Origin of the sequence: Variovorax nitratireducens, assembly GCF_051216545.1 — a bacterium.
In the GTDB taxonomy this organism is placed as follows: Bacteria; Pseudomonadota; Gammaproteobacteria; order Burkholderiales; family Burkholderiaceae_C; genus Variovorax.
This window is the reverse complement of the sequence record NZ_JBPJZO010000007.1, coordinates 189428-207243: the sequence shown is the minus strand read 5'-3', so window position 1 is coordinate 207243 and position 17816 is coordinate 189428. Positions and strand designations below refer to the sequence as shown.

19 protein-coding genes are annotated in these 17816 nt (G+C 65.8%); 7 read left to right on the top strand and 12 right to left on the bottom strand.

Translation table 11 applies throughout. The features are described from left to right. Nucleotides 1-16: 16 nt before the first annotated feature. The 5 genes from ACSFA8_RS18190 to ACSFA8_RS18170 form a co-directional block, all read right to left on the bottom strand. A complete protein-coding gene (locus tag ACSFA8_RS18190) occupies nt 17-2083 on the bottom strand; it encodes a methyl-accepting chemotaxis protein (protein ID WP_435480890.1) in 2067 nt (688 codons plus the stop codon). Nucleotides 2084-2363: 280 nt separating this feature from the next. After that, entirely contained in the window at nt 2364-2927 is a 564-nt protein-coding gene (locus ACSFA8_RS18185) for a chemotaxis protein CheW (RefSeq protein WP_435480880.1), read from the bottom strand. A gap of 2 nt (nt 2928-2929) precedes the next feature. After that, nucleotides 2930-3295, bottom strand: coding sequence for a response regulator transcription factor (locus tag ACSFA8_RS18180; RefSeq protein WP_286539431.1), 366 nt, complete (start codon nt 3293-3295; stop codon nt 2930-2932). Next, nucleotides 3295-3693 (bottom strand): response regulator, encoded by a 399-nt coding sequence (locus ACSFA8_RS18175; protein WP_286539432.1) that lies wholly within the window; start codon nt 3691-3693, stop codon nt 3295-3297. Before ACSFA8_RS18175 ends, ACSFA8_RS18180 begins: the two co-directional genes overlap by 1 nt. 84 nt (nt 3694-3777) lie before the next feature. Continuing rightward, nucleotides 3778-3948: a rubredoxin gene (locus ACSFA8_RS18170; RefSeq protein WP_262073550.1), complete on the bottom strand. Its 171-nt coding sequence runs from the start codon at nt 3946-3948 to the stop codon at nt 3778-3780. A gap of 111 nt (nt 3949-4059) precedes the next feature. On the opposite strand from ACSFA8_RS18170, the gene thiD reads away from it, so the two are divergent. The 3 genes from thiD (at nt 4060) to ACSFA8_RS18155 (ending at nt 6915) form a co-directional block, all read left to right on the top strand. Next, a complete protein-coding gene (thiD, locus tag ACSFA8_RS18165) occupies nt 4060-5025 on the top strand; it encodes a bifunctional hydroxymethylpyrimidine kinase/phosphomethylpyrimidine kinase (RefSeq protein WP_435480879.1) in 966 nt (321 codons plus the stop codon). Nucleotides 5026-5145: 120 nt separating this feature from the next. Further along, nucleotides 5146-6432: a glutamate-1-semialdehyde 2,1-aminomutase gene (hemL, locus tag ACSFA8_RS18160; RefSeq protein WP_435480878.1), complete on the top strand. Its 1287-nt coding sequence runs from the start codon at nt 5146-5148 to the stop codon at nt 6430-6432. Nucleotides 6433-6435: 3 nt separating this feature from the next. Next, on the top strand, nt 6436-6915 hold the full coding sequence (locus ACSFA8_RS18155; protein ID WP_435480877.1) for a hypothetical protein: 480 nt from the start codon (nt 6436-6438) through the stop codon (nt 6913-6915). A gap of 108 nt (nt 6916-7023) precedes the next feature. Here ACSFA8_RS18155 and purH read toward each other — a convergent pair whose 3' ends face one another. The 3 genes from purH to dusB are packed head-to-tail and all read right to left on the bottom strand — an operon-like array spanning nt 7024 to nt 9953. Continuing rightward, entirely contained in the window at nt 7024-8631 is a 1608-nt protein-coding gene (gene purH, locus ACSFA8_RS18150) for a bifunctional phosphoribosylaminoimidazolecarboxamide formyltransferase/IMP cyclohydrolase (RefSeq protein ID WP_435480876.1), read from the bottom strand. Nucleotides 8632-8641: 10 nt separating this feature from the next. After that, nucleotides 8642-8878, bottom strand: coding sequence for a Fis family transcriptional regulator (locus ACSFA8_RS18145; RefSeq protein WP_286539439.1), 237 nt, complete (start codon nt 8876-8878; stop codon nt 8642-8644). Between the two features lie 22 nt (nt 8879-8900). Then, the gene (dusB, locus tag ACSFA8_RS18140) at nt 8901-9953 is read right to left on the bottom strand and encodes a tRNA dihydrouridine synthase DusB (protein ID WP_435480875.1); all 1053 of its coding nucleotides are present in this window, start codon (nt 9951-9953) and stop codon (nt 8901-8903) included. A 188-nt stretch (nt 9954-10141) separates the two neighbouring features. Between dusB and ACSFA8_RS18135 the strand changes: the two genes are divergently transcribed. Beyond that, on the top strand, nt 10142-10612 hold the full coding sequence (locus ACSFA8_RS18135) for a YqaA family protein (protein ID WP_435480874.1): 471 nt from the start codon (nt 10142-10144) through the stop codon (nt 10610-10612). 1 nt (nt 10613) lies between these two features. On the opposite strand, the gene ACSFA8_RS18130 is transcribed toward ACSFA8_RS18135, so the two are convergent. The 3 genes from ACSFA8_RS18130 to ACSFA8_RS18120 all read right to left on the bottom strand — a co-directional run bounded on the left by ACSFA8_RS18130 (nt 10614) and on the right by ACSFA8_RS18120 (nt 13526). Then, the gene (locus ACSFA8_RS18130; RefSeq protein WP_435480873.1) at nt 10614-11288 is read right to left on the bottom strand and encodes a glutathione S-transferase; all 675 of its coding nucleotides are present in this window, start codon (nt 11286-11288) and stop codon (nt 10614-10616) included. Nucleotides 11289-11469: 181 nt separating this feature from the next. After that, nucleotides 11470-12561 (bottom strand): redox-regulated ATPase YchF, encoded by a 1092-nt coding sequence (gene ychF, locus ACSFA8_RS18125; protein ID WP_435480872.1) that lies wholly within the window; start codon nt 12559-12561, stop codon nt 11470-11472. Between the two features lie 83 nt (nt 12562-12644). Continuing rightward, entirely contained in the window at nt 12645-13526 is an 882-nt protein-coding gene (locus ACSFA8_RS18120; RefSeq protein ID WP_435480871.1) for an MOSC domain-containing protein, read from the bottom strand. A gap of 76 nt (nt 13527-13602) precedes the next feature. On the opposite strand from ACSFA8_RS18120, the gene ACSFA8_RS18115 reads away from it, so the two are divergent. From ACSFA8_RS18115 to ACSFA8_RS18105, 3 genes are read left to right on the top strand one after another with little or no spacing between them, the layout of a single operon-like run. Beyond that, entirely contained in the window at nt 13603-14721 is a 1119-nt protein-coding gene (locus ACSFA8_RS18115) for an FAD-dependent monooxygenase (RefSeq protein ID WP_435480870.1), read from the top strand. Between the two features lie 25 nt (nt 14722-14746). Continuing rightward, nucleotides 14747-15472, top strand: a complete 726-nt coding sequence (locus ACSFA8_RS18110; protein ID WP_435480869.1) for a DsbC family protein — start codon at nt 14747-14749, stop codon at nt 15470-15472. Continuing rightward, the gene (locus ACSFA8_RS18105; RefSeq protein WP_435480868.1) at nt 15472-17301 is read left to right on the top strand and encodes a M61 family metallopeptidase; all 1830 of its coding nucleotides are present in this window, start codon (nt 15472-15474) and stop codon (nt 17299-17301) included. The genes ACSFA8_RS18110 and ACSFA8_RS18105 overlap by 1 nt, the downstream gene beginning before the upstream one ends. Here the strand turns inward: ACSFA8_RS18105 and ACSFA8_RS18100 are convergent, their stop codons facing one another. Next, complete coding sequence (locus ACSFA8_RS18100; protein ID WP_435480867.1) at nt 17302-17766, bottom strand: CopD family protein; 465 nt, start codon at nt 17764-17766, stop codon at nt 17302-17304. It lies immediately after the preceding gene. Nucleotides 17767-17816 lie beyond the last annotated feature (50 nt).

Below are 17816 nucleotides of genomic sequence, written 5' to 3'. Positions count from 1 at the left end.
GGCTCGGGGCAGGGGGTCAGGCAATCTTGAAACGGGACACCGACTGGCGCAATTCTTCCGCCATGTGCGAGAGCTCCCGCACCTGTTGCGCAGTAGCGCGCGTGCCGTCGCCGGTTTGCTCCGTCACGGCAAAAATGTGCTGGATGTTGGCGGCCACCACGTTGGCCGAATTGGCCTCGCGCGATGCGGACTGCGAAATCTGCTCGATCAGTTCGGCCAGTCGGCGCGACACGCGGTCAATCTCGGACAGTGCGGTGCCGGCGTTGTCGGACAGCTTGGCCCCTTCGACCACACCCTGCGTGGAACGCTCCATGGCGCCCACCGCATCCTGCGTGTCGGTCTGAATGGCCTTCACCAGCGCCGAGATCTGGCGCGTTGCGTCTGCGGAGCGTTCGGCCAGCCGCTGCACTTCTTCGGCCACCACCGAGAAGCCTCGACCGGCTTCACCGGCCGATGCGGCCTGGATGGCGGCGTTCAGTGCCAGCACGTTGGTCTGTTCGGTAATGTCCGAGATCAGCTCGGTGATTTCACCGATTTCCTGCGAGGATTCGCCAAGGCGCTTGATGCGCTTGGAGGTTTCCTGGATCTGGTCGCGGATGGAGTTCATACCGCCGATGGCGTTCTGCACGGCCTGCAGGCCCGACGACGCGGCTTCGAGCGACTGGCGCGCCACCGTGGCCGATTCCTGCGCTTGCGTGGACACGCCGTTGATCCGCTCCGCCATGGTCAGCACCGATTGGCCGGTTTCGCGAATTTCGCGCAGCTGTTCGGTCGATGCGGCCAGCAGCTCGGTCGAGGTGTTTTCCACCTGCGACGTGGTTTGCGCAACGCGGGTCGCCGTGTTCTGCACGTTGCCCACCAGCAGCCGCAGTTCTTCCACCGTGTAGTTCACCGAGTCGGCAATGGCGCCGGTGATGTCTTCGGTCACGGTGGCTTCCTGCGTCAAATCGCCTTCGGCCACGGTTTGCAGTTCGTTCATGAGGCGCAAAATGGCCGCCTGGTTCGCGCTGTTGATGCGGCTCACGTCTTCGCGTTGCCCTTCAGCAGCGAGCCGGTCCCGCTCAGCCGCCGCAGCCCGTTCGCGGCCTTCGCGCACCTGCACGTAACCGATGGCACCTGCCAGCGTCAGTGCGCTCAGCGAGAGCACCAGCAGCATCACCAGTGTGCCGGCGCCGAGGCCGGTACGGGCCGACAGCTTGTCCTGCAGGTCGCCAAGCGACGTGCGCAGCGACTCGCTGTCGTTCAGGATCACCGTTTGCGCTTCACGTGCAGTAACCAGGCCCTGCAGGTTGCCCAGAATGGCGCCGGCTTGCGTACGGGTCTGTTCGTAGGTCTTGAGGATGGCTTCCAGTTGCTGGCGGGTTTGCGGATCGCGCGTGCCGGGCAGTCGCTGCTGGGCATTGCCGTCGAGCAGGCCGCGCGTGACTTCCTGGAACGTGTTCAAGTCCTTGCCGAGCAGGAACACCGCATCGGGGCTCACGCCTTCGAGCGTCAGGAATTCGTTGGCCGACTTGCCGATGCGCTGGGTCAGCATCACGAGTTGCCCCGCGGCCGAAATTTCCGGAATGGTCGCGTTCTGCTGCATCTTGAGCGAGGCCACGGTCTCCGTCATTTCAAGCAGGTCAGACGACTGGCGGTTGATGCTGCGCAGCGCCTGCCCCACTTGGGTCAGGATCTGCTGTTGGCCCAGCACGGCCTTGGCGCTCGCATCGGCGCGCGCCACCAGTGGCGTGATCTTGGCGAGTTCTTCGTCGTACTGGCCGCCAACGCGTTCGAGCTTGAGCGACTCGTCACCGGTGGCCAGGCCCTGCACACGCCGCGACAGGTCGTCGGCGCTGTCTTTCACTTCCGCGAAGGCCGGCACGCTGCCCACCAATGCCTGCGACACCGACTTGGCCAGCCGCTGCGACTGCATCAACGACTGACCTGTGGCCGCCACCTGTTGCGCCAGCCGCTCGGCGCGCAAGATGGCCGAGCCTGCGATCAGCAACAGGAGCAGCACCACCGCGCCCAGCACGACCGCCAGGACGCGCTGCTGGCGCGCGGAGCCGGAACGCGGCGGTTCGGCCGCCGCTCCCGCCATTGCACCGGCCAGTTCGGCCGGCGGGGCGGCTTCCGTCATTTCGGTCGTCAGCGGCACGTCGACCGGCGCATCGTTGGCGGCCAGCATCGGCTCGGCCACAGACGCCGGCTCTTCGGTATGTTCTTTGCGTAGCAGCACGGTCTTCTCCTCGGGCGGTTGCAGCGTTTCAGCGTTGTCGAACGCCATCGTGGCTGCACTGTCGGCACGAACCGTCACGCTGTCATCGCGGGCGGGCATTAGTTTCTTGAACTTGTCGGCGATCGAACTCACTGTCGGTCCTTCATTTGATGTCGGGGTTCGGCAAGCCACCGGCGCCGATACTCAAAAATTGCGGTTGTTGCGAAAGCGCTTGCAGGTTGATCTCCTGCCATTGCACGCCTTCCGCATCGGTGTACGCATGGCCAAGCCATGCAGGCGCTTCGGCGTCGGGCGCCTGGGCTGCCGTGAAAGCCTCGACGCCCCGCAGTCCGACCAGCCGGTCGATCAGCAGCGCGCAGTTGACTTCGAGCAGTTCGTTGAGCGCCACCAGCCGCGACTGGGCGCGCGCCGTTTCGGTCGCAGCCACGGGGCTGCGCTGGCCGGCGGCAAAGCCGGCAAGCTGGATCACGCCGAACAGCCCGCCACGCAGGTTGGCGACGCCGAGAAACCAGGGCGCCGTGTACGGCACAGGCTGCGGCGGCGTCCAGGGAAAAATTTCGCCGGCATGACCGAGCGGAAACAGATACTTGGCATTGCCCGCCTCGACCGCCAGCCAGGAGGCCGACACGCTGCCGGCAGTGCGCACGGCCTGCAAGCGACCCGCAAGGCGGGACTGGAAAGCGCGCAACGCGTCGCGATTGGCCATGTTCAGGCGAGCGCGCTGATCTTCGCCATCAGTTCGGCGGCGTTGACCGGTTTGACGATGTAGTCGCGCGCGCCCTGGCGCATGCCCCAGACGCGGTCGGTTTCCTGATTCTTGCTGGTGCACAGGATGATCGGCACCTGCTCGTACTTCGGATTGCGGGCGATCGCGCGGGTGAGCTGGAAGCCGTTCTGGCCCGGCATCACCACGTCCATCAGAATCAGGTCGGGCTGCTCCTCTTCGAGCCGGCGCATCGCGTCGTCGGCGTTTTCCGCCGTCTTCACGGCGAAGCCGTTTTTCTGGAGCAGTTCGGTCAGGAACAGCAACTCCGTCTTGGAGTCGTCAACCACGAGTACTTTATGAATGGCCATCAGGGGGCTTCCGTTTGAACGATGCCGAACTGCTGCACCGCTTGCAGCAGCTGGTCTTTGGTAAAAGGCTTGGTGAGATAGTCCTGCGAGCCGACCATGCGGCCGCGCGCCTTGTCGAACACGCCATCCTTCGAGGAAAGCATGACGACCGGCACGCCCGAAAACTGGGCGTTGCGCTTGATGATGGCGCAGGTTTGGTAGCCGTCGAGACGCGGCATCAGGATGTCGCAGAAAATCAGGTGCGGCTTGTGGTCGTTGACCTTCGACAGCGCATCGAATCCGTCTTCGGCCAGCAGCACCTCATGGCCACCCTGCTTGAGGAAGATCTCCGCGCTGCGCCGAATAGTGTTGCTGTCGTCTATGACGAGCACTTTGTAACCGGATCCAGTGGTGCTCATGGCACTCGCTCCTCGTAGGGGGACTTCGTTCAATACGGCACCGAACACATCGGCGCATGATGAAGCGCAGCCCTATGCCATGCTTCAGATTTCAACCATTTCAAAATCTTCCTTGCGCGCTCCGCACTCGGGACACGTCCAGTTCATCGGAACGTCGGCCCAGGCCGTGTTGGGCGCAATGCCGTCTTCGGGCACTCCCACCGCTTCATCGTAGATCCACCCGCAAATCAGGCACATCCATGTTTTCGTGTTCATCGCAGCTTAAAGTCCCTGTACATAGAATGCAACGATTGTATCCAGACGTATCACAGTTGACCGTGACAAGCGTCTCACTTATGCCACCATCGCAGTGACCCACCACGGCGCATGAATACTTACTTATTACCCTCTGGCGCCGCACGTGATGCGGCCGATCTTACCGGTGCGTCGGACGACGAAACCTTGGCCGACGACGACGATCCCAACCCGCCCTGCGTGCTGGTCTTCAACGCCAGCGACCCCAGCGGCGCCGGCGGGCTTGGAGGCGACGCGCTGGCCATGGCGTCAGTGGGTGCGCACATGCTTGCCGTGGTGACGGGTGCGTATGCGCGCGACACCGCCGAGATTTTCGACCACTTTGCCTTCGATGAGGAAGCCGTCGCCGAGCAGGCGCGCGCGATCCTGGAGGACGTGGAAGTGCGGTTGATCAAGGTCGGTTTCGTCGGCACGCCGGAGATCCTCAGCACCATCGCCGAGACCGCCAGCGACTACCCCGACGTTCCGCTGGTGGCCTACATGCCCAACCTGTCGTGGTGGGACGAAAACCAGATCGAGCCCTACCTCGATGCCTTCCGTGACCTGCTGCTGCCGCAGACCACGGTGCTGGTGGGCAACCACAGCACGCTCTGGCGCTGGCTGCTGCCCGACTGGGCTGGCGAGCGCAGCCCGACGCCACGCGACATTGCCCGTGCAGCCGGCGAGCACGGCGTACCGTACACCCTGGTCACCGGCATCGTGCTGCCCGACCAGTTCTTCGACAACGTGCTGGCCTCCCCGCAGGCGGTGCTCGCGAGCGAGAAGTACGAGCGGCTCGAAGCCGTGTTCTCCGGTGCCGGCGACACGCTCTCGGCCGCGCTGGCCGCGCTGCTCGCCAGCGGCACCGACCTCACCGCCGCCACCAGCGAGGCGCTGAGCTACATGGACCGCTGCCTCGATGCCGGTTTTCGCCCCGGCATGGGCCATGTGCTGCCCGACCGCCTGTTCTGGGCCCAGCCCGAAGAGGACGAAGACGACGTGGTCGAACCGGCAGACCCCTCTGACTTTGCCTTGCCACCGCACGACACCCGCCACTGATATTGCTCGCCCCCAGGCTGCCCGCACTTCGTGTCGGTTCGCCAACCCCCTGCCGGGGGCGGGCCGGCCGCTTCGGGCGGCCGTGCGCGGCGGCCCTGCTTGTAAAGATTCCAATCCTCAATGAAAAACGCTGACCGAAACGAACAACTCTTCGAGCGCGCGCGCGCCGTGATTCCCGGTGGCGTGAACTCGCCAGTTCGCGCTTTCAAGGCCGTCGGCGGCACGCCGCGCTTCGTGCAACGTGCCCGGGGCGCCTATTTCTGGGACGCGAACGACAAGCGCTATATCGACTACATCGGCTCCTGGGGGCCGATGATCCTGGGGCACGGCCACCCGGCCGTGGTCGAGGCGGTGCAGAAGGCGGTGCTGGAAGGCTTCTCGTACGGCGCGCCGACCGAGCGCGAGATCGAACTCGCCGAAGCCATCCTCGCGCTCGTGCCGTCCATGGAAATGGTGCGGCTCGTGAGCTCCGGCACCGAAGCCGCCATGAGCGCGCTGCGCCTGGCGCGCGGTGCCACCGGACGCAAGTACATCATCAAGTTCGAGGGCTGTTACCACGGCCACGCCGATGCGCTGCTGGTCAAGGCCGGCTCCGGACTCGCGACCTTCGGCAACCCGACCTCGGCCGGCGTGCCGCCCGAAGTCGTGCAGCACACGCTGGTGCTCGAGTACAACAACCTTGAGCAGCTCGAAGAAGCGTTCGCGCTGCACGGCCACGAACTTGCCTGCCTGATGATCGAGGCGATCGCCGGCAACATGAATTTCGTGCGCTCGACGCCCGCGTTCGCGAAGCGCTGCCGAGAACTCTGCACGCAGCACGGCGCGCTGCTGGTGTTCGACGAAGTGATGACGGGCTTTCGCGTCGGCCTGCACGGCGCGCAGGGCGTGCTGGGCATCACTCCCGACCTCACGGTACTTGGCAAGGTCATCGGTGGCGGCATGCCGCTGGCGGCCTTCGGCGGCCCGCGCGCGATCATGGAACAGCTCGCACCGCTCGGCCCGGTGTACCAGGCCGGCACGCTGTCGGGCAACCCGGTGGCCACGGCCTGCGGCCTTGCAACGCTGAAAGAGATTGCCAAGCCCGGCTTCTATGAAGCGCTGGGCAAGAAAACACGCTCGCTGGTCGACGGCCTGAAGGCCGCCGCCGCCGCCGAAGGTCGGCCCTTCAACGCCGACAGCGAAGGCGGCATGTTCGGCTTTTTCCTGATGAAAGACCTGCCGCAAAACTATGCCACCGTGATGACAACCGACAACGCGAAATTCAATGCGTTGTTTCATGGTTTGCTCGATCGCGGCGTGTATATTGCCCCCGCGCTTTACGAAGCAGGTTTCGTGAGCGCCGCCCACAGCGACGAAGACATCGCTGCCACTATCGAAGCTGCAAGACAGATCTTCAGAACGTCCTAGCCCATGAGTCCCCTGCGCATGTTGCCGGTGTTGAGTGTCCTTCTTCTTCTACCCGGCCTGGCACCTGCGCAGTCCTTCGAACCAAAGAACATCTGGATCAACCCGGGCTTCTATTCGGCGCACTTCGACAGCAGCAAAGGCCTGGAGAACGCCAACCCCGGACTGGGTTTCGAATACCCGCTGAGCGACACCTACCGCGTCACGGCGGGCACATTCCGCAACAGCGACCGGCGGCAGTCGCACTACGTCGGGCTCTACGTGCTGCCCTTCGAGTTCTACGGCGTGAAGTTCGGTGCGGTGGTGGGCGGCTTTGAGGGCTACCCCAACTACCGCAACGGCAACTGGTTCCCGGCGATCATTCCCACGGCGGCCATCGAAGGCAGAAACTGGGGTCTCAACATTGCCTACGTGCCGACGATCAGGAACCGGCTGTACGGCGCGATCAGCTTCCAGGTCAAGTACCGGTTCGGCACCCACGATTAGCCGGGCAGTTCGAGCAACACCGCGGAACCGGCTTTGCCGGGCCGCTGGTGCTGCCGCCTCAAGGGGGAAGGAGAAGCGACACGAAGTGCGCGAAGCCTGGGGGAGGGCTCAATGCCTGAAGTGGCGCACGCCTGACAAGACCATCACCACGCCGCGCTCGTCCGCCGCGTCGATCACTTCCTGGTCGCGCATCGAGCCGCCCGGCTGGATGACCGAGCTGGCGCCGGCGTCGACCACCACGTCGAGCCCGTCGCGGAACGGGAAGAAGGCATCGCTCGCGACCGCCGTGCCCTTGAGCGACAGGCCCGCGTGCTCGGCCTTGATGCTGGCGATGCGCGCGGAGTCGAGGCGGCTCATCTGGCCGGCACCGACACCCATCGTCATGCCGTCGGCGCAGAACACGATGGCATTACTCTTCACGTACTTCGCAACCTTCCAGGCGAAGAGCAGGTCGTCGAGCTGCTGCGGCGTCGGCTGCTTCCTGCTAACCACCTTGAGGTCGCTGGCGGCGAGCTCGTGGTTGTCGGCGGTCTGGATCAGCAGGCCGGAGCCGACGCGCTTGACGTCCATCATGTTGCGTCCGTTGTCCCAGTCGCTGGCACCACCCTTGGGCAGTGCGATCTCGAGCACCCGCACATTCAGCTTCGCCTTGGTCGCCTGGAACACCTCGAGCGCCTCGGGCGTATAGCCCGGCGCCATCAGCACTTCGACGAATTGCTTGGCGATGGCCTGTGCGGTGTCGGCGTCGACCGGGCGGTTGAAGGCGATGATGCCGCCGAAGGCCGAGGTGGGGTCAGTCTTGAAGGCCTTGCCGTAAGCCTCGGCCGCATCCTTGCCGATGGCGACGCCACACGGGTTGGCGTGCTTCACGATCACGCAGGCCGGCACATCGAAGCTCTTCACGCATTCCCACGCGGCGTCGGCGTCGGCGATGTTGTTGTAGCTGAGTTCCTTGCCCTGCAGTTGCTTGGCCGACACGAGCGAGCCCGGTGCCGGGTAAAGGTCGCGGTAGAACGCGGCCTGCTGGTGCGGGTTCTCGCCGTAGCGCAGGTCCTGGATCTTCACGAAACGGCCGTTGCTCTGCGCCGGAAAAAGCGCACGCTGCGGCGCGGGCTGGCCGACGCTGGCGTCGAAGTCGATGGCCGAGAGGTAGTCGCTGATCGCGCCGTCGTAATCGGCGATGCGGTTGAACGCGGCCACGGAAAACGCGAACTTGGTCTTGTCGCTCAGCTTGCCGTCGGCCTGGAGTTCGGCCAGCGCACCCGCGTACTGCGATGCGTCGGTCAGCACGCCGACGTCCTTCCAGTTCTTGGCCGCACTGCGCACCATGGCCGGGCCGCCGATGTCGATGTTCTCGATCGCGTCTTCGAGCGTGCAGCCGGGCTTGGCAACGGTGGCCTCGAACGGGTAGAGATTCACCACCAGCAGGTCGATGGTGTCGATGCCATGCGCCTCGATGGCGGCCACGTGCGCCGGCAGATCGCGCCGCGCCAGCAGGCCGCCGTGGATCTTGGGATGCAGCGTCTTGACGCGCCCGTCGAGCATTTCGGGAAAACCGGTGTGATCGGCAACCTCGGTCACCGGCAGGCCGGCATCGGCCAGCAGCTTTGCAGTGCCGCCGGTGGAAAGGAGCTTGATGCCGAGCGCGTCGAGCGCCTTTGCAAATTCGAGGATGCCGGTCTTGTCGGAAACGGAGAGCAGTGCGGTCAGGGCCATGAGTTTCTTTTTATTTCAACAATTTATGTTCGACGAGTTTCTTGCGCAGCGTGTTGCGATTGAGCCCCAGCCACTGCGCGGCGCGCGACTGGTTGCCTTCGGCACGGGTCATCACCACGTCTAGCAAAGGTTTTTCGACCACGCGCACGAGCATGTCGTACATGCCGTCAGGTTCGGTGCCGCGCAGGTCGCGGAAGTAACTGTCCAGACTGCTGCGCACGCAGTCCTCGATGTGTTTTTTGCTCATGCTTGGTTTCTCTTCTTCTCTCTCATTCAGCGGCGGCAGCCGCTTCCATTTCCGGGGACAGATCTGCGTCTGCACCCGGGGACGGCATGCGGTCCATCAAGACCGCGAGCCCGTCAAAAAAGTCGGCGACGGCACGCAGTTGCAGCGCGCAGTCGTCCAGGGTGTTCATCTGCGCGCGGAATGCTTCACCGCCGGGCAGTGAACGCAGATACCAGCCGATGTGCTTGCGCGCGGTGCGCACGCCGCTGAACTCGCCGTACAGCGCGTAGTGCGCCTCCAGGTGCTCCAGCATCAGGCGCCGCACTTCGGCCACCAGCGGCGGCGCGAGCTCGGTGCCGGTGGCCAGGAAATGCGCGATCTCGCGAAAGATCCAGGGCCGGCCCTGCGCAGCACGGCCGATCATCACGGCGTCGGCGCCAGTGAGCGCCAACACCTCGCGCGCTTTCTGCGGACTGGTGATGTCGCCGTTGGCCACCACCGGCACGCGCACCGCGGCCTTCACGGCGGCAATGGTGTCGTATTCGGCCGTGCCCTTGTAGCCTTGCTCGCGCGTACGGCCGTGCACCGTCAACATCTGCACGCCGGCAGCTTCGAAGTCGCGCGCGAGCTTCACCGCATTGCGATGATCCTGGCTCCAGCCGGTGCGCATCTTCAGCGTGACCGGCACGCCATGCGGGGCGGCAGCGTTTACCACGGCCTGCACGATCTGGAGCGCGAGCGGTTCGTCGCGCATCAGCGCCGAGCCCGCCCATTTGTTGCAGACCTTCTTGGCCGGGCAGCCCATGTTGATGTCGATGATCTGCGCGCCGCGGTCGATGTTGTAGTGCGCGGCCTCGGCCATCATGGCCGCATCGGTGCCGGCGATCTGCACCGCGATCGGGCCGGGCTCGCCTTCGTGGTTTGCGCGACGCGAGGTCTTGAGCGTGTTCCACAGCTCCTTGCGCGAGGTCACCATCTCGCTCACCGCGTAGCCCGCACCGAGCGTGCGGCACAGCATGCGGAACGGCCGATCCGTCACGCCGGCCATGGGCGCCACGAACAAGCGGTTTTCCAGCGCGATGGGGCCGATCTGCATGGTGAGGGAGGAGAAAAGGAGCCGCGCGAAGCTGCTGAAAAATGAGGCACTATTGTAGCGGCGCGGCATTTCAGGGGCTGAAACAGATTGCGCATTTGGATCGGGCTTTCGTGCTTGACTTGCAGCCCGGTTTGACGGCGCTTTCTCCCACGCCTTTCGATCCCGCGGCTTTCTATACTCCGTTGCAGATGCAAGCCTGGCTCGACTCCCTTACGGCGCTGTTGGCGCTGCCGCAATACGGCCTCTCGACACTGTTTTTTGTCTCGTTCGTGTCGGCCACCCTGTTGCCGCTGGGTTCGGAGCCGGCACTGTTCGGCCTGCTCAAGCTCAACCCCGAAATGTTCTGGCCGGCCGTGCTCGTGGCCACGGCGGGCAACACGCTCGGCGGGGCGGTCGACTGGTGGATGGGCTACGGCGCGCACAAGGTCGCCGACAAGTACGCCCACTCGAAGCACCATGTGCGCGTGCTCAGCTGGCTTGAAAGCCTCGGGCCCAAGGCCTGCCTGCTGAGTTGGCTGCCGCTGTTCGGAGACCCGCTGTGCGCCGTGGCCGGCTGGCTCAAGTTGTCGTTCTGGCCTTGCCTGCTTTACATGGCCATCGGCAAGTTCGCGCGCTACCTGACGATGACGGTCGCCTTGCTTTACATCTGGCCAAACTGAATCAGCTCAACAGGCCGTAAGGGCCGCCGCGCTCCAGCGCCTTTTGGTAAGCCGGCCGCGCATGAATGCGCGCGAGGTACGCCATAAGCTTCGGCCTGGAGGTATCGAGCCCGCCGCGCGCCAACGCAGCCTCGACCGGAAAGCTCATCTGGATGTCGGCGCCGCTGAAGTCAGCGCCCGCAAACCATTCGCTCTTGCCGAGCTCGCCTTCCATGAAGTCGAGGTGCGTGGTGATGTTCGGCGTGACGAAGCTGCTCTTGGCCTTGCCCGCGATCGCTCTGGCGATGGGTTTGGCGAAGAACGGCATCTTGCTGCTCTCGATCTTGTCGAACACCAGCTTGAACAGCAGCGGCGGCATTGCCGAGCCTTCGGCGTAGTGCAGCCAGTAGCGGTAGCGCAGCGCCTCGGCCGAGCCTGCGGGCGGCGCGAGCCGGCCCTGGCCGAAGCGCTCGATCAGGGTCTCGACGATCGCACCCGACTCGGCCAGCGTGAGGCCGTCGTCGGTCGTCACCACCGGCGACTTGCCGAGCGGATGCACCCGGCGCAGTTCGGGCGGCGCCAGCATGGTCTTCGCGTCGCGCTGGTAGTGAACGATCTCGTAGGGCAGGCCGAGTTCTTCAAGCAGCCAGAGCACGCGCTGCGAACGCGAATTGTTGAGGTGGTGGACGGTGAGCATGGTGGCGGGCCTTGTGGAGGAGGAGTCGGGCCGCGCGGAGTCTACTCAACAACACCTTCGAAAACCCGCGAAGCTCTTTTCGCGAAACACCGCGGAACCGGCTTTGCCGGGCCGCTGGTGTTGCCCTCGGCGAGGGGGAAGGCGCGCGCGACACGAAGTGCGCGAAGACTGGGGGTGAGCGTCAGGAACTGAAGAGGAAGTTCATCACGTCGCCATCCTTGACGACGTATTCCTTGCCTTCCGAGCGCATCTTCCCTGCGTCCTTCGCGCCCTGCTCGCCCTTGAAGGCGATGTAGTCGGCGAAGGCAATGGTCTGGGCGCGGATGTAGCCCTTTTCGAAGTCACCGTGGATCACGCCGGCGGCCTGCGGGCCGGTGTCGCCGATGTGGATGGTCCAGGCGCGCACTTCCTTCACGCCAGCCGTGAAGTAGGTCTGCAGGCCAAGCAGCTTGAAGGCCGCGCGGATCAGGCGGTTCAGGCCAGGCTCTTCCTGGCCGATCTCGGCGAGGAACATCTTCTTGTCCTCGTCGTCCATGTCAGCCAGTTCGGCTTCGATCTTGGCGCAGATCGCGACCACGGGCGCGCCCTGCTTCGCGGCGTATTCGCGCAGGCGATCGAGATACGGGTTGTTCTCGAAGCCGTCTTCGGCCACGTTGCCGACGAACATCGCGGGCTTGGCAGTGATGAGCGTGAAGGACTTCACCAGCGGTTGCTCTTCCCGGGTGAACTCGAGCGCGCGCACCGGCGTGTTCTCGTTCAGTGCGGCCTGGCAGCGTTCGAGCAGCGCGACCAGCTTCTGCGCATCCTTGTCGCCCGATCGCGCGACCTTGGTGTGGCGGTGCAGCGCTTTCTCGACGGTGGCGAGGTCGGCCAGGCACAGCTCGGTCTGGATCACCTCGATGTCGGAGATCGGGTCGACCCTGCCGGCGACGTGGATCACGTTGTCGTCGTCGAAGCAGCGCACCACGTTCACCGTCGCGTCGGTTTCGCGGATGTGCGCGAGGAACTTGTTGCCGAGGCCTTCGCCGGTGCTGGCACCGGCCACCAGGCCTGCGATGTCGACGAACTCGACGATCGCAGGAACGATGCGTTCGGGCGAAATGATCCCGGCCAGCTGTGCGAGGCGCGGATCGGGCACTTCCACCACGCCGACGTTCGGCTCGATGGTGCAGAAGGGATAGTTCTCCGCTGCGATGCCGGCCTTGGTCAGCGCATTGAAAAGGGTGGATTTACCGACGTTGGGCAGGCCGACGATGCCGCATTGCAAACTCATGGATGTCCTCTGGAATCAACCGGCGATTTTACGGCGCGGACTTCAAGTCCCTCTTTCGGCGGCCACGATCCGTCGCTGCCGCATCACTCGAACCGGTAGTTCGCGCCGACGAGCTGTCCGACCTTCAGCATGTGCTCGACGCCCTGGATCACGATGGTGTTCATGCCGAAGGTGATGGCACCATCGACCCGGGCGTTCTGGCGCCAGGTGCGCAGCATGTCGCCGACCTCCGGTGTCGCCACGCCGGTAGCCGGGTCGATGTCCGGGATCGGGCAGCGCGAACAGGGCTTGACCGGCTGCAACCGGGCCTCGCCCTCGCCGGTGGCGATGTGAATCGTCTCGAGCCGGTCTTCGTCCTGCGCCTCGATGCCGGCCAGCACGATGTTGGGCCGGAAGCGCTCGATGCCGACCGCGGCGTGGCCCGCGGCCAGGAGCTTGTCGTTGAGTTCGGCGAGCGAGGCCTCGCTTGCCACCAGCAGCGCGTAGCCGTCGGCAAACTGGTTCTGCGCCTCGATGCCGCCCGTCCATCGCAGGTTCGACAGGCGCTTTTGCTCCGGATCGAAGCGTGCCAGCCGAAGGTTCTGCGGGCGGCCCGGCTCCGACAGGAAGTCGCTGAACCATTGGGCCGCAATGTCGCCCATGTCGTAGGCTGCGACCTCGTCGTTCCACACCTTCACGCGCACCGGCTGCTCGACCCGGTCGAACGCAATGTGCAGCGCCAGCATGCCGGGCGCGCGCAGCACCATTTCCATGTGCTTCAGCTGCGGCCGGATCAGGGCCATGCGCGGCAGCTCGCGCTGGGTGACGAACTCGCCGCTGGCGTCGACCACCATCCAGGCGCGGTCGAATTCGAGCCCGGTTTCGGTCAGCAAGGCCTCGGGCAACTCGACCCCGGCGCAGGACTTGACAGGGTACACAAACAGGCGGGCGATGGTGGCCTGGAGATCGAAGGCGGCAGCAGTCACGAAACGGTTCCTTGGGGCGAATCGTGCGATTGTCCTGCAGGCCGCGCCGCGAAGCGCCAACTCCTACAATCCGCCCATGGCCCTTCCCCCCGAGGTTTGCATTCGCGGTGCCGGCATCGTCGGCCGGACACTGGCGCTGCTGCTGGCGCGGGAGCGCGTGCGCGTGGCGCTGGTGGCGCCATCGGCCCCATCGACGCATGAAGACGTGCGTGCCTACGCGCTCAACGCCGCCTCGCGCACCCTGCTCGAATCGCTGCGCGCCTGGCCCGATGCGGTGCACGCCACCGCCGTGCGCGAAATGCAGGTCAGCGGCGACGAGGGCGGGCGGGTGCAGTTCGATGCCCAGCGGCAGCGGGTCGACGCGCTGGCCTGGATCGTCGATGTGCCGGCGCTTGAGCGCCAGTTGGCCGATGCCGTGCGCTTCCAGCCGTTGATCGAGGTGCGCGAAGCGCCGGTGCCGGCCGCGCTGACCGTGGTCTGCGAAGGCCGCGCCAGCGCCACGCGCGAAATACTGGGCGTGCGCTACGAGGTCACGCGCTATCCGCAGCATGCGATCGCGGCGCGGCTCGAGGCCGAGCGGCCGCACGACGGCATCGCACGCCAATGGTTCAACGCGCAGGGCGAAGTGCTCGCGTTGCTGCCGCTGGGCGGCGCCGCCGGCCGCGCGCTGGCGCTGGTGTGGTCGGTCGACCAGTTCCGCGCGCCCGACCTGTTGAAACAGGACGCCGCCGCATTCACCGCGGCGCTGCGCGAAGCAAGCCGCGATGCGTTGGGCGCCTTCACGCTCACCAGCGAACGCGCGGCCTGGCCGCTGCAGCGCGCCATGGCCGATCGCTGGATCGGCCGCCTGCCCGATGGCAAGGCCTGGGCGCTGGCCGGCGACGCGGCACACACGGTGCACCCGCTGGCCGGCCAGGGCCTGAACCTCGGCCTGGCCGACGCGGCCGCGCTGGCCGGAGTGCTGAAAGAACGCGAGTACTGGCGCAGCGTGGGCGATGCCCGGCTGCTGCGCCGCTACGAACGCGCACGCCGCGCCGAGGTGCTGTCGATGAGCCTGGCCACCGACGGCCTCCAGCAGCTCTTTGCGCACGATGCCGATCCATTGCCCGCGCTGCGCAACTGGGGCATGCGCGGCTTCAACCAGACCCATCTTCTGAAGAACTGGATCGCGCGCCAGGCCATGGGCCTGCGCTGATTCCTGCAACCGACCACGACCGACCATGAAGTTCGCCCGCCCCCTCCTCGCCGCTCTGGCATTCGGCAGCACGCTGGCCACCACGTTCGCGCACGCCGGCGAAGCCGAGATCCGCAAGAACCTGGCCGCGCGGATTCCGCAGTTCGCGAAAATCGACGAGATCACCAAGTCGCCGATGCCGGGCCTGTACGAGGTGCGCATCAACGGGTTCGAAATCTTCTACACCGACGCCGACGGCAACTACCTGCTGCAGGGCAACCTGATCGACGTGAAGGCGCGCAGGAACCTGACCGAAGCGCGCGTCGAAAAGCTCAGCGAGGTCGCGTTCGACAAGCTGCCGGTGAACGACGCATTCAAGCTCGTGCGCGGCAACGGCAAGCGCAAGCTGGCGGTGTTCGAAGACCCGAACTGCGGCTACTGCAAGCACTTCGAGCGCGACATGAAGAACGTCGACAACGTCACCGTCTACCTGTTCCTCTACCCGGTGCTCGGGCCCGATTCGAACGTCAAGTCGCGCAACATCTGGTGCAGCAAGGACAAGGCGAAGTCCTGGAACGACTGGATGGGCGGCGACGTCAAGCCCGAAACCGCCGCCGCGAGCTGCGATGCCACGGCGCTGGACCGCAACATCGCGTTCGGCCGCAAGTACAACATCACCGGCACGCCCACGCTGATCTTCGCAGACGGCACGCGCGCGCCGGGCGCCATTCCGGCGGCCCAGGTCGAGAAGCAGCTCGCGTCGGCCAATTGATGGCCGCGGTTGCTGCCACGAAGCGCCGCAAGGCGCCGGCGCTGCACTACCGCGTCGAATGCGCGGATCGGCATGCCCACCTGTTCGCCATCACGCTCACCATCGACCGGCCGGCCGCGCAACAGCGCGTGTCGCTGCCGGTCTGGATTCCGGGCAGCTACCTGGTGCGCGAGTTCGCGAAGAACCTGCAGGGATTGAGCGCCACGCAGGCCCGGCGCGGCGTGGCGGTCGAACAGCGCGACAAGCACAGCTGGCAGATCGATAGCGCCGCCGGCAAGCCGCTGGTGCTGCGCTACGAAGTCTGCGCCTACGACCACTCGGTGCGCACCGCCTGGCTCGACGCCGACCGCGGCTTCTTCAACGGCACCAGCATCTGCCTGCGCGTCGAAGGCCAGACCGGGCAGCCGCATGCGCTGGAGATTCCTGCGCCTGAATTGATCGCAGGCCGGGCCCGCTGGTCGTGCGCCACGGCCCTTGCAGGCTTGAAAGTCGATGCACAGGGTTTCGGCAGCTACTGGGCCGCCGACTACGACGAACTGGCCGACTCGCCGGTCGAGATGGGTGCCTTCTGGAGCGGCGAATTCCAGGCTTGCGGTGTGCCGCACCGCTTCGTGGTGGCAGGCGCCGCCGCGTCTTTCGATGGCGACAGACTGATCGCCGACACCAAGACCGTCTGCGAAGCCGAGATGCGTTTCTGGCATGGCGACAAGGTTGGCAAGAAGGGCGGGCCGAAGCCGCCGCACGACCGCTACCTGTTCATGCTGAACGCCGTCGACGACGGCTACGGCGGGCTTGAGCACCGTCATTCGACCGCGCTGATCTGCACCCGCCGCGACCTGCCGCAGCGCGAGGCGCGCAAGCAGCCCGAGGGCTACACCACGCTGCTGGGCCTGATCAGCCACGAGTACTTCCACACCTGGAACGTGAAGCGCCTGCGGCCCGCGGAGTTCGCGCGCTACGACTACGACCAGGAAAACTACACGCGGCTGCTCTGGCTGTTCGAGGGCTTCACCAGCTACTACGACGACCTGCTGCTGCGCCGCGCCGGCCGCATCGACGATGCGGCCTACCTGCGGCTGATCAACAAGACCATCAACGGCGTGCACCAGGCGCCCGGCCGCCTGGTGCAGTCGGTCGCCGAGGCCAGCTTCGACGCCTGGGTCAAGTACTACCGGCAGGACGAGCAAACACCCAACGGCACCATCAGCTACTACACCAAGGGCTCGCTGGTGGCGTTGTGCTTCGACCTCACGCTGCGGCAGGAAGGCAAGGGCTCGCTCGACGACGTGATGCGGCTGCTGTGGACGCGCAGCGAAGGCGGCCCGATCGGTGAGGCCGACTTTGCCGCGGCGATGGAGGCAGTGGGCGGCCGCTCGTACGCGAAAGAAATCGCAAGCTGGGTGCATTCCACCGACGAGTTGCCGCTGTCCGATCTGTTGCGCGCCCATGGCGTCGCCACGCTCGATGACCCGGCCCAGCGCGCGCAGGAACTCGGCCTGCGCGTGACCGAAACCAGCGGCAGCGTGCAGGTCAAGGTGGTGCTGCGCGGCGGCGCGGCCGAGCAGGCCGGCTTTGCGGCCCATGACGAATGGATCGGCATCGAACTGCCGCCGGCCAAACGCGGCCAGCCGGTACAGGCCTGGCGCATCACGAAGCTCGATGACCTCGCGCTCTATCTCGGCCCGCAAAAGAAGATGACGGCGATCGTTGCGCGCGACCGGCGGCTGTTGCGCCTGCCGCTCACGCTGCCGACCGACGTGACGACCTGGCGGCTGTTCGCCAAGGACGCCGCGCTGCTGGGCCGCTGGCTCACGCCCGGCCCGGCTTGATCAGAGCGCGCGGCCGAGCACGGCCAGCGCGAACACCAGCACGCCGAGCGCCAGGTTGAGGGCCACCAGCCGGCGAACAAGGTTGAGCCGTCCGGCCGCGGCCGGCCACTCCCTGGCAACCACCGCGCGCCGCAGCTTCGGATAGACGCCGAAGCGGATGTGCCCGTAGATCGCCATCATCACCAGCCCCAGCGCCAGCATCGCGTGCACGCTCCAGTGCAGTTGCCGCATGCCGCCGGCCAGCATGATCATCGCGACGCCGGTGGCCAGCGACAACCCGATCGACACGTTGACGCCAACGAAGAAGCGGCCCAGCGCCGCGGCCATGAAGGGCAGCCGCAACGGCGGCTCGAGCGTGGCCACGGCCGCGGGCCGCACGGCGAAGTGCATCACCGCCATGCCGCCGACCCAGAAAGCGGCGGCAAGCAGGTGCAGCAGCACAAGAAAAGCGGGAATCAAGGTCATGGGGGTTCCAGGTGAGGCCCGCAGTGTGCACCGGGCCGGCTCGCTATAGT

Coding starts and splice junctions, on each gene's coding strand:
- ACSFA8_RS18190 (WP_435480890.1), bottom strand. CDS start 2,083: ATGGCGGGAGCGGCGGCCGAACCGCCGCGTTCCGGCTCCGCGCGCCAG.
- ACSFA8_RS18185 (WP_435480880.1), bottom strand. CDS start 2,927: ATGGCCAATCGCGACGCGTTGCGCGCTTTCCAGTCCCGCCTTGCGGGT.
- ACSFA8_RS18180 (WP_286539431.1), bottom strand. CDS start 3,295: ATGGCCATTCATAAAGTACTCGTGGTTGACGACTCCAAGACGGAGTTG.
- ACSFA8_RS18175 (WP_286539432.1), bottom strand. CDS start 3,693: ATGAGCACCACTGGATCCGGTTACAAAGTGCTCGTCATAGACGACAGC.
- ACSFA8_RS18170 (WP_262073550.1), bottom strand. CDS start 3,948: ATGAACACGAAAACATGGATGTGCCTGATTTGCGGGTGGATCTACGAT.
- thiD (WP_435480879.1), top strand. CDS start 4,060: ATGAATACTTACTTATTACCCTCTGGCGCCGCACGTGATGCGGCCGAT.
- hemL (WP_435480878.1), top strand. CDS start 5,146: ATGAAAAACGCTGACCGAAACGAACAACTCTTCGAGCGCGCGCGCGCC.
- ACSFA8_RS18155 (WP_435480877.1), top strand. CDS start 6,436: ATGAGTCCCCTGCGCATGTTGCCGGTGTTGAGTGTCCTTCTTCTTCTA.
- purH (WP_435480876.1), bottom strand. CDS start 8,631: ATGGCCCTGACCGCACTGCTCTCCGTTTCCGACAAGACCGGCATCCTC.
- ACSFA8_RS18145 (WP_286539439.1), bottom strand. CDS start 8,878: ATGAGCAAAAAACACATCGAGGACTGCGTGCGCAGCAGTCTGGACAGT.
- dusB (WP_435480875.1), bottom strand. CDS start 9,953: ATGCAGATCGGCCCCATCGCGCTGGAAAACCGCTTGTTCGTGGCGCCC.
- ACSFA8_RS18135 (WP_435480874.1), top strand. CDS start 10,142: ATGCAAGCCTGGCTCGACTCCCTTACGGCGCTGTTGGCGCTGCCGCAA.
- ACSFA8_RS18130 (WP_435480873.1), bottom strand. CDS start 11,288: ATGCTCACCGTCCACCACCTCAACAATTCGCGTTCGCAGCGCGTGCTC.
- ychF (WP_435480872.1), bottom strand. CDS start 12,561: ATGAGTTTGCAATGCGGCATCGTCGGCCTGCCCAACGTCGGTAAATCC.
- ACSFA8_RS18115 (WP_435480870.1), top strand. CDS start 13,603: ATGGCCCTTCCCCCCGAGGTTTGCATTCGCGGTGCCGGCATCGTCGGC.
- ACSFA8_RS18110 (WP_435480869.1), top strand. CDS start 14,747: ATGAAGTTCGCCCGCCCCCTCCTCGCCGCTCTGGCATTCGGCAGCACG.
- ACSFA8_RS18105 (WP_435480868.1), top strand. CDS start 15,472: ATGGCCGCGGTTGCTGCCACGAAGCGCCGCAAGGCGCCGGCGCTGCAC.
- ACSFA8_RS18100 (WP_435480867.1), bottom strand. CDS start 17,766: ATGACCTTGATTCCCGCTTTTCTTGTGCTGCTGCACCTGCTTGCCGCC.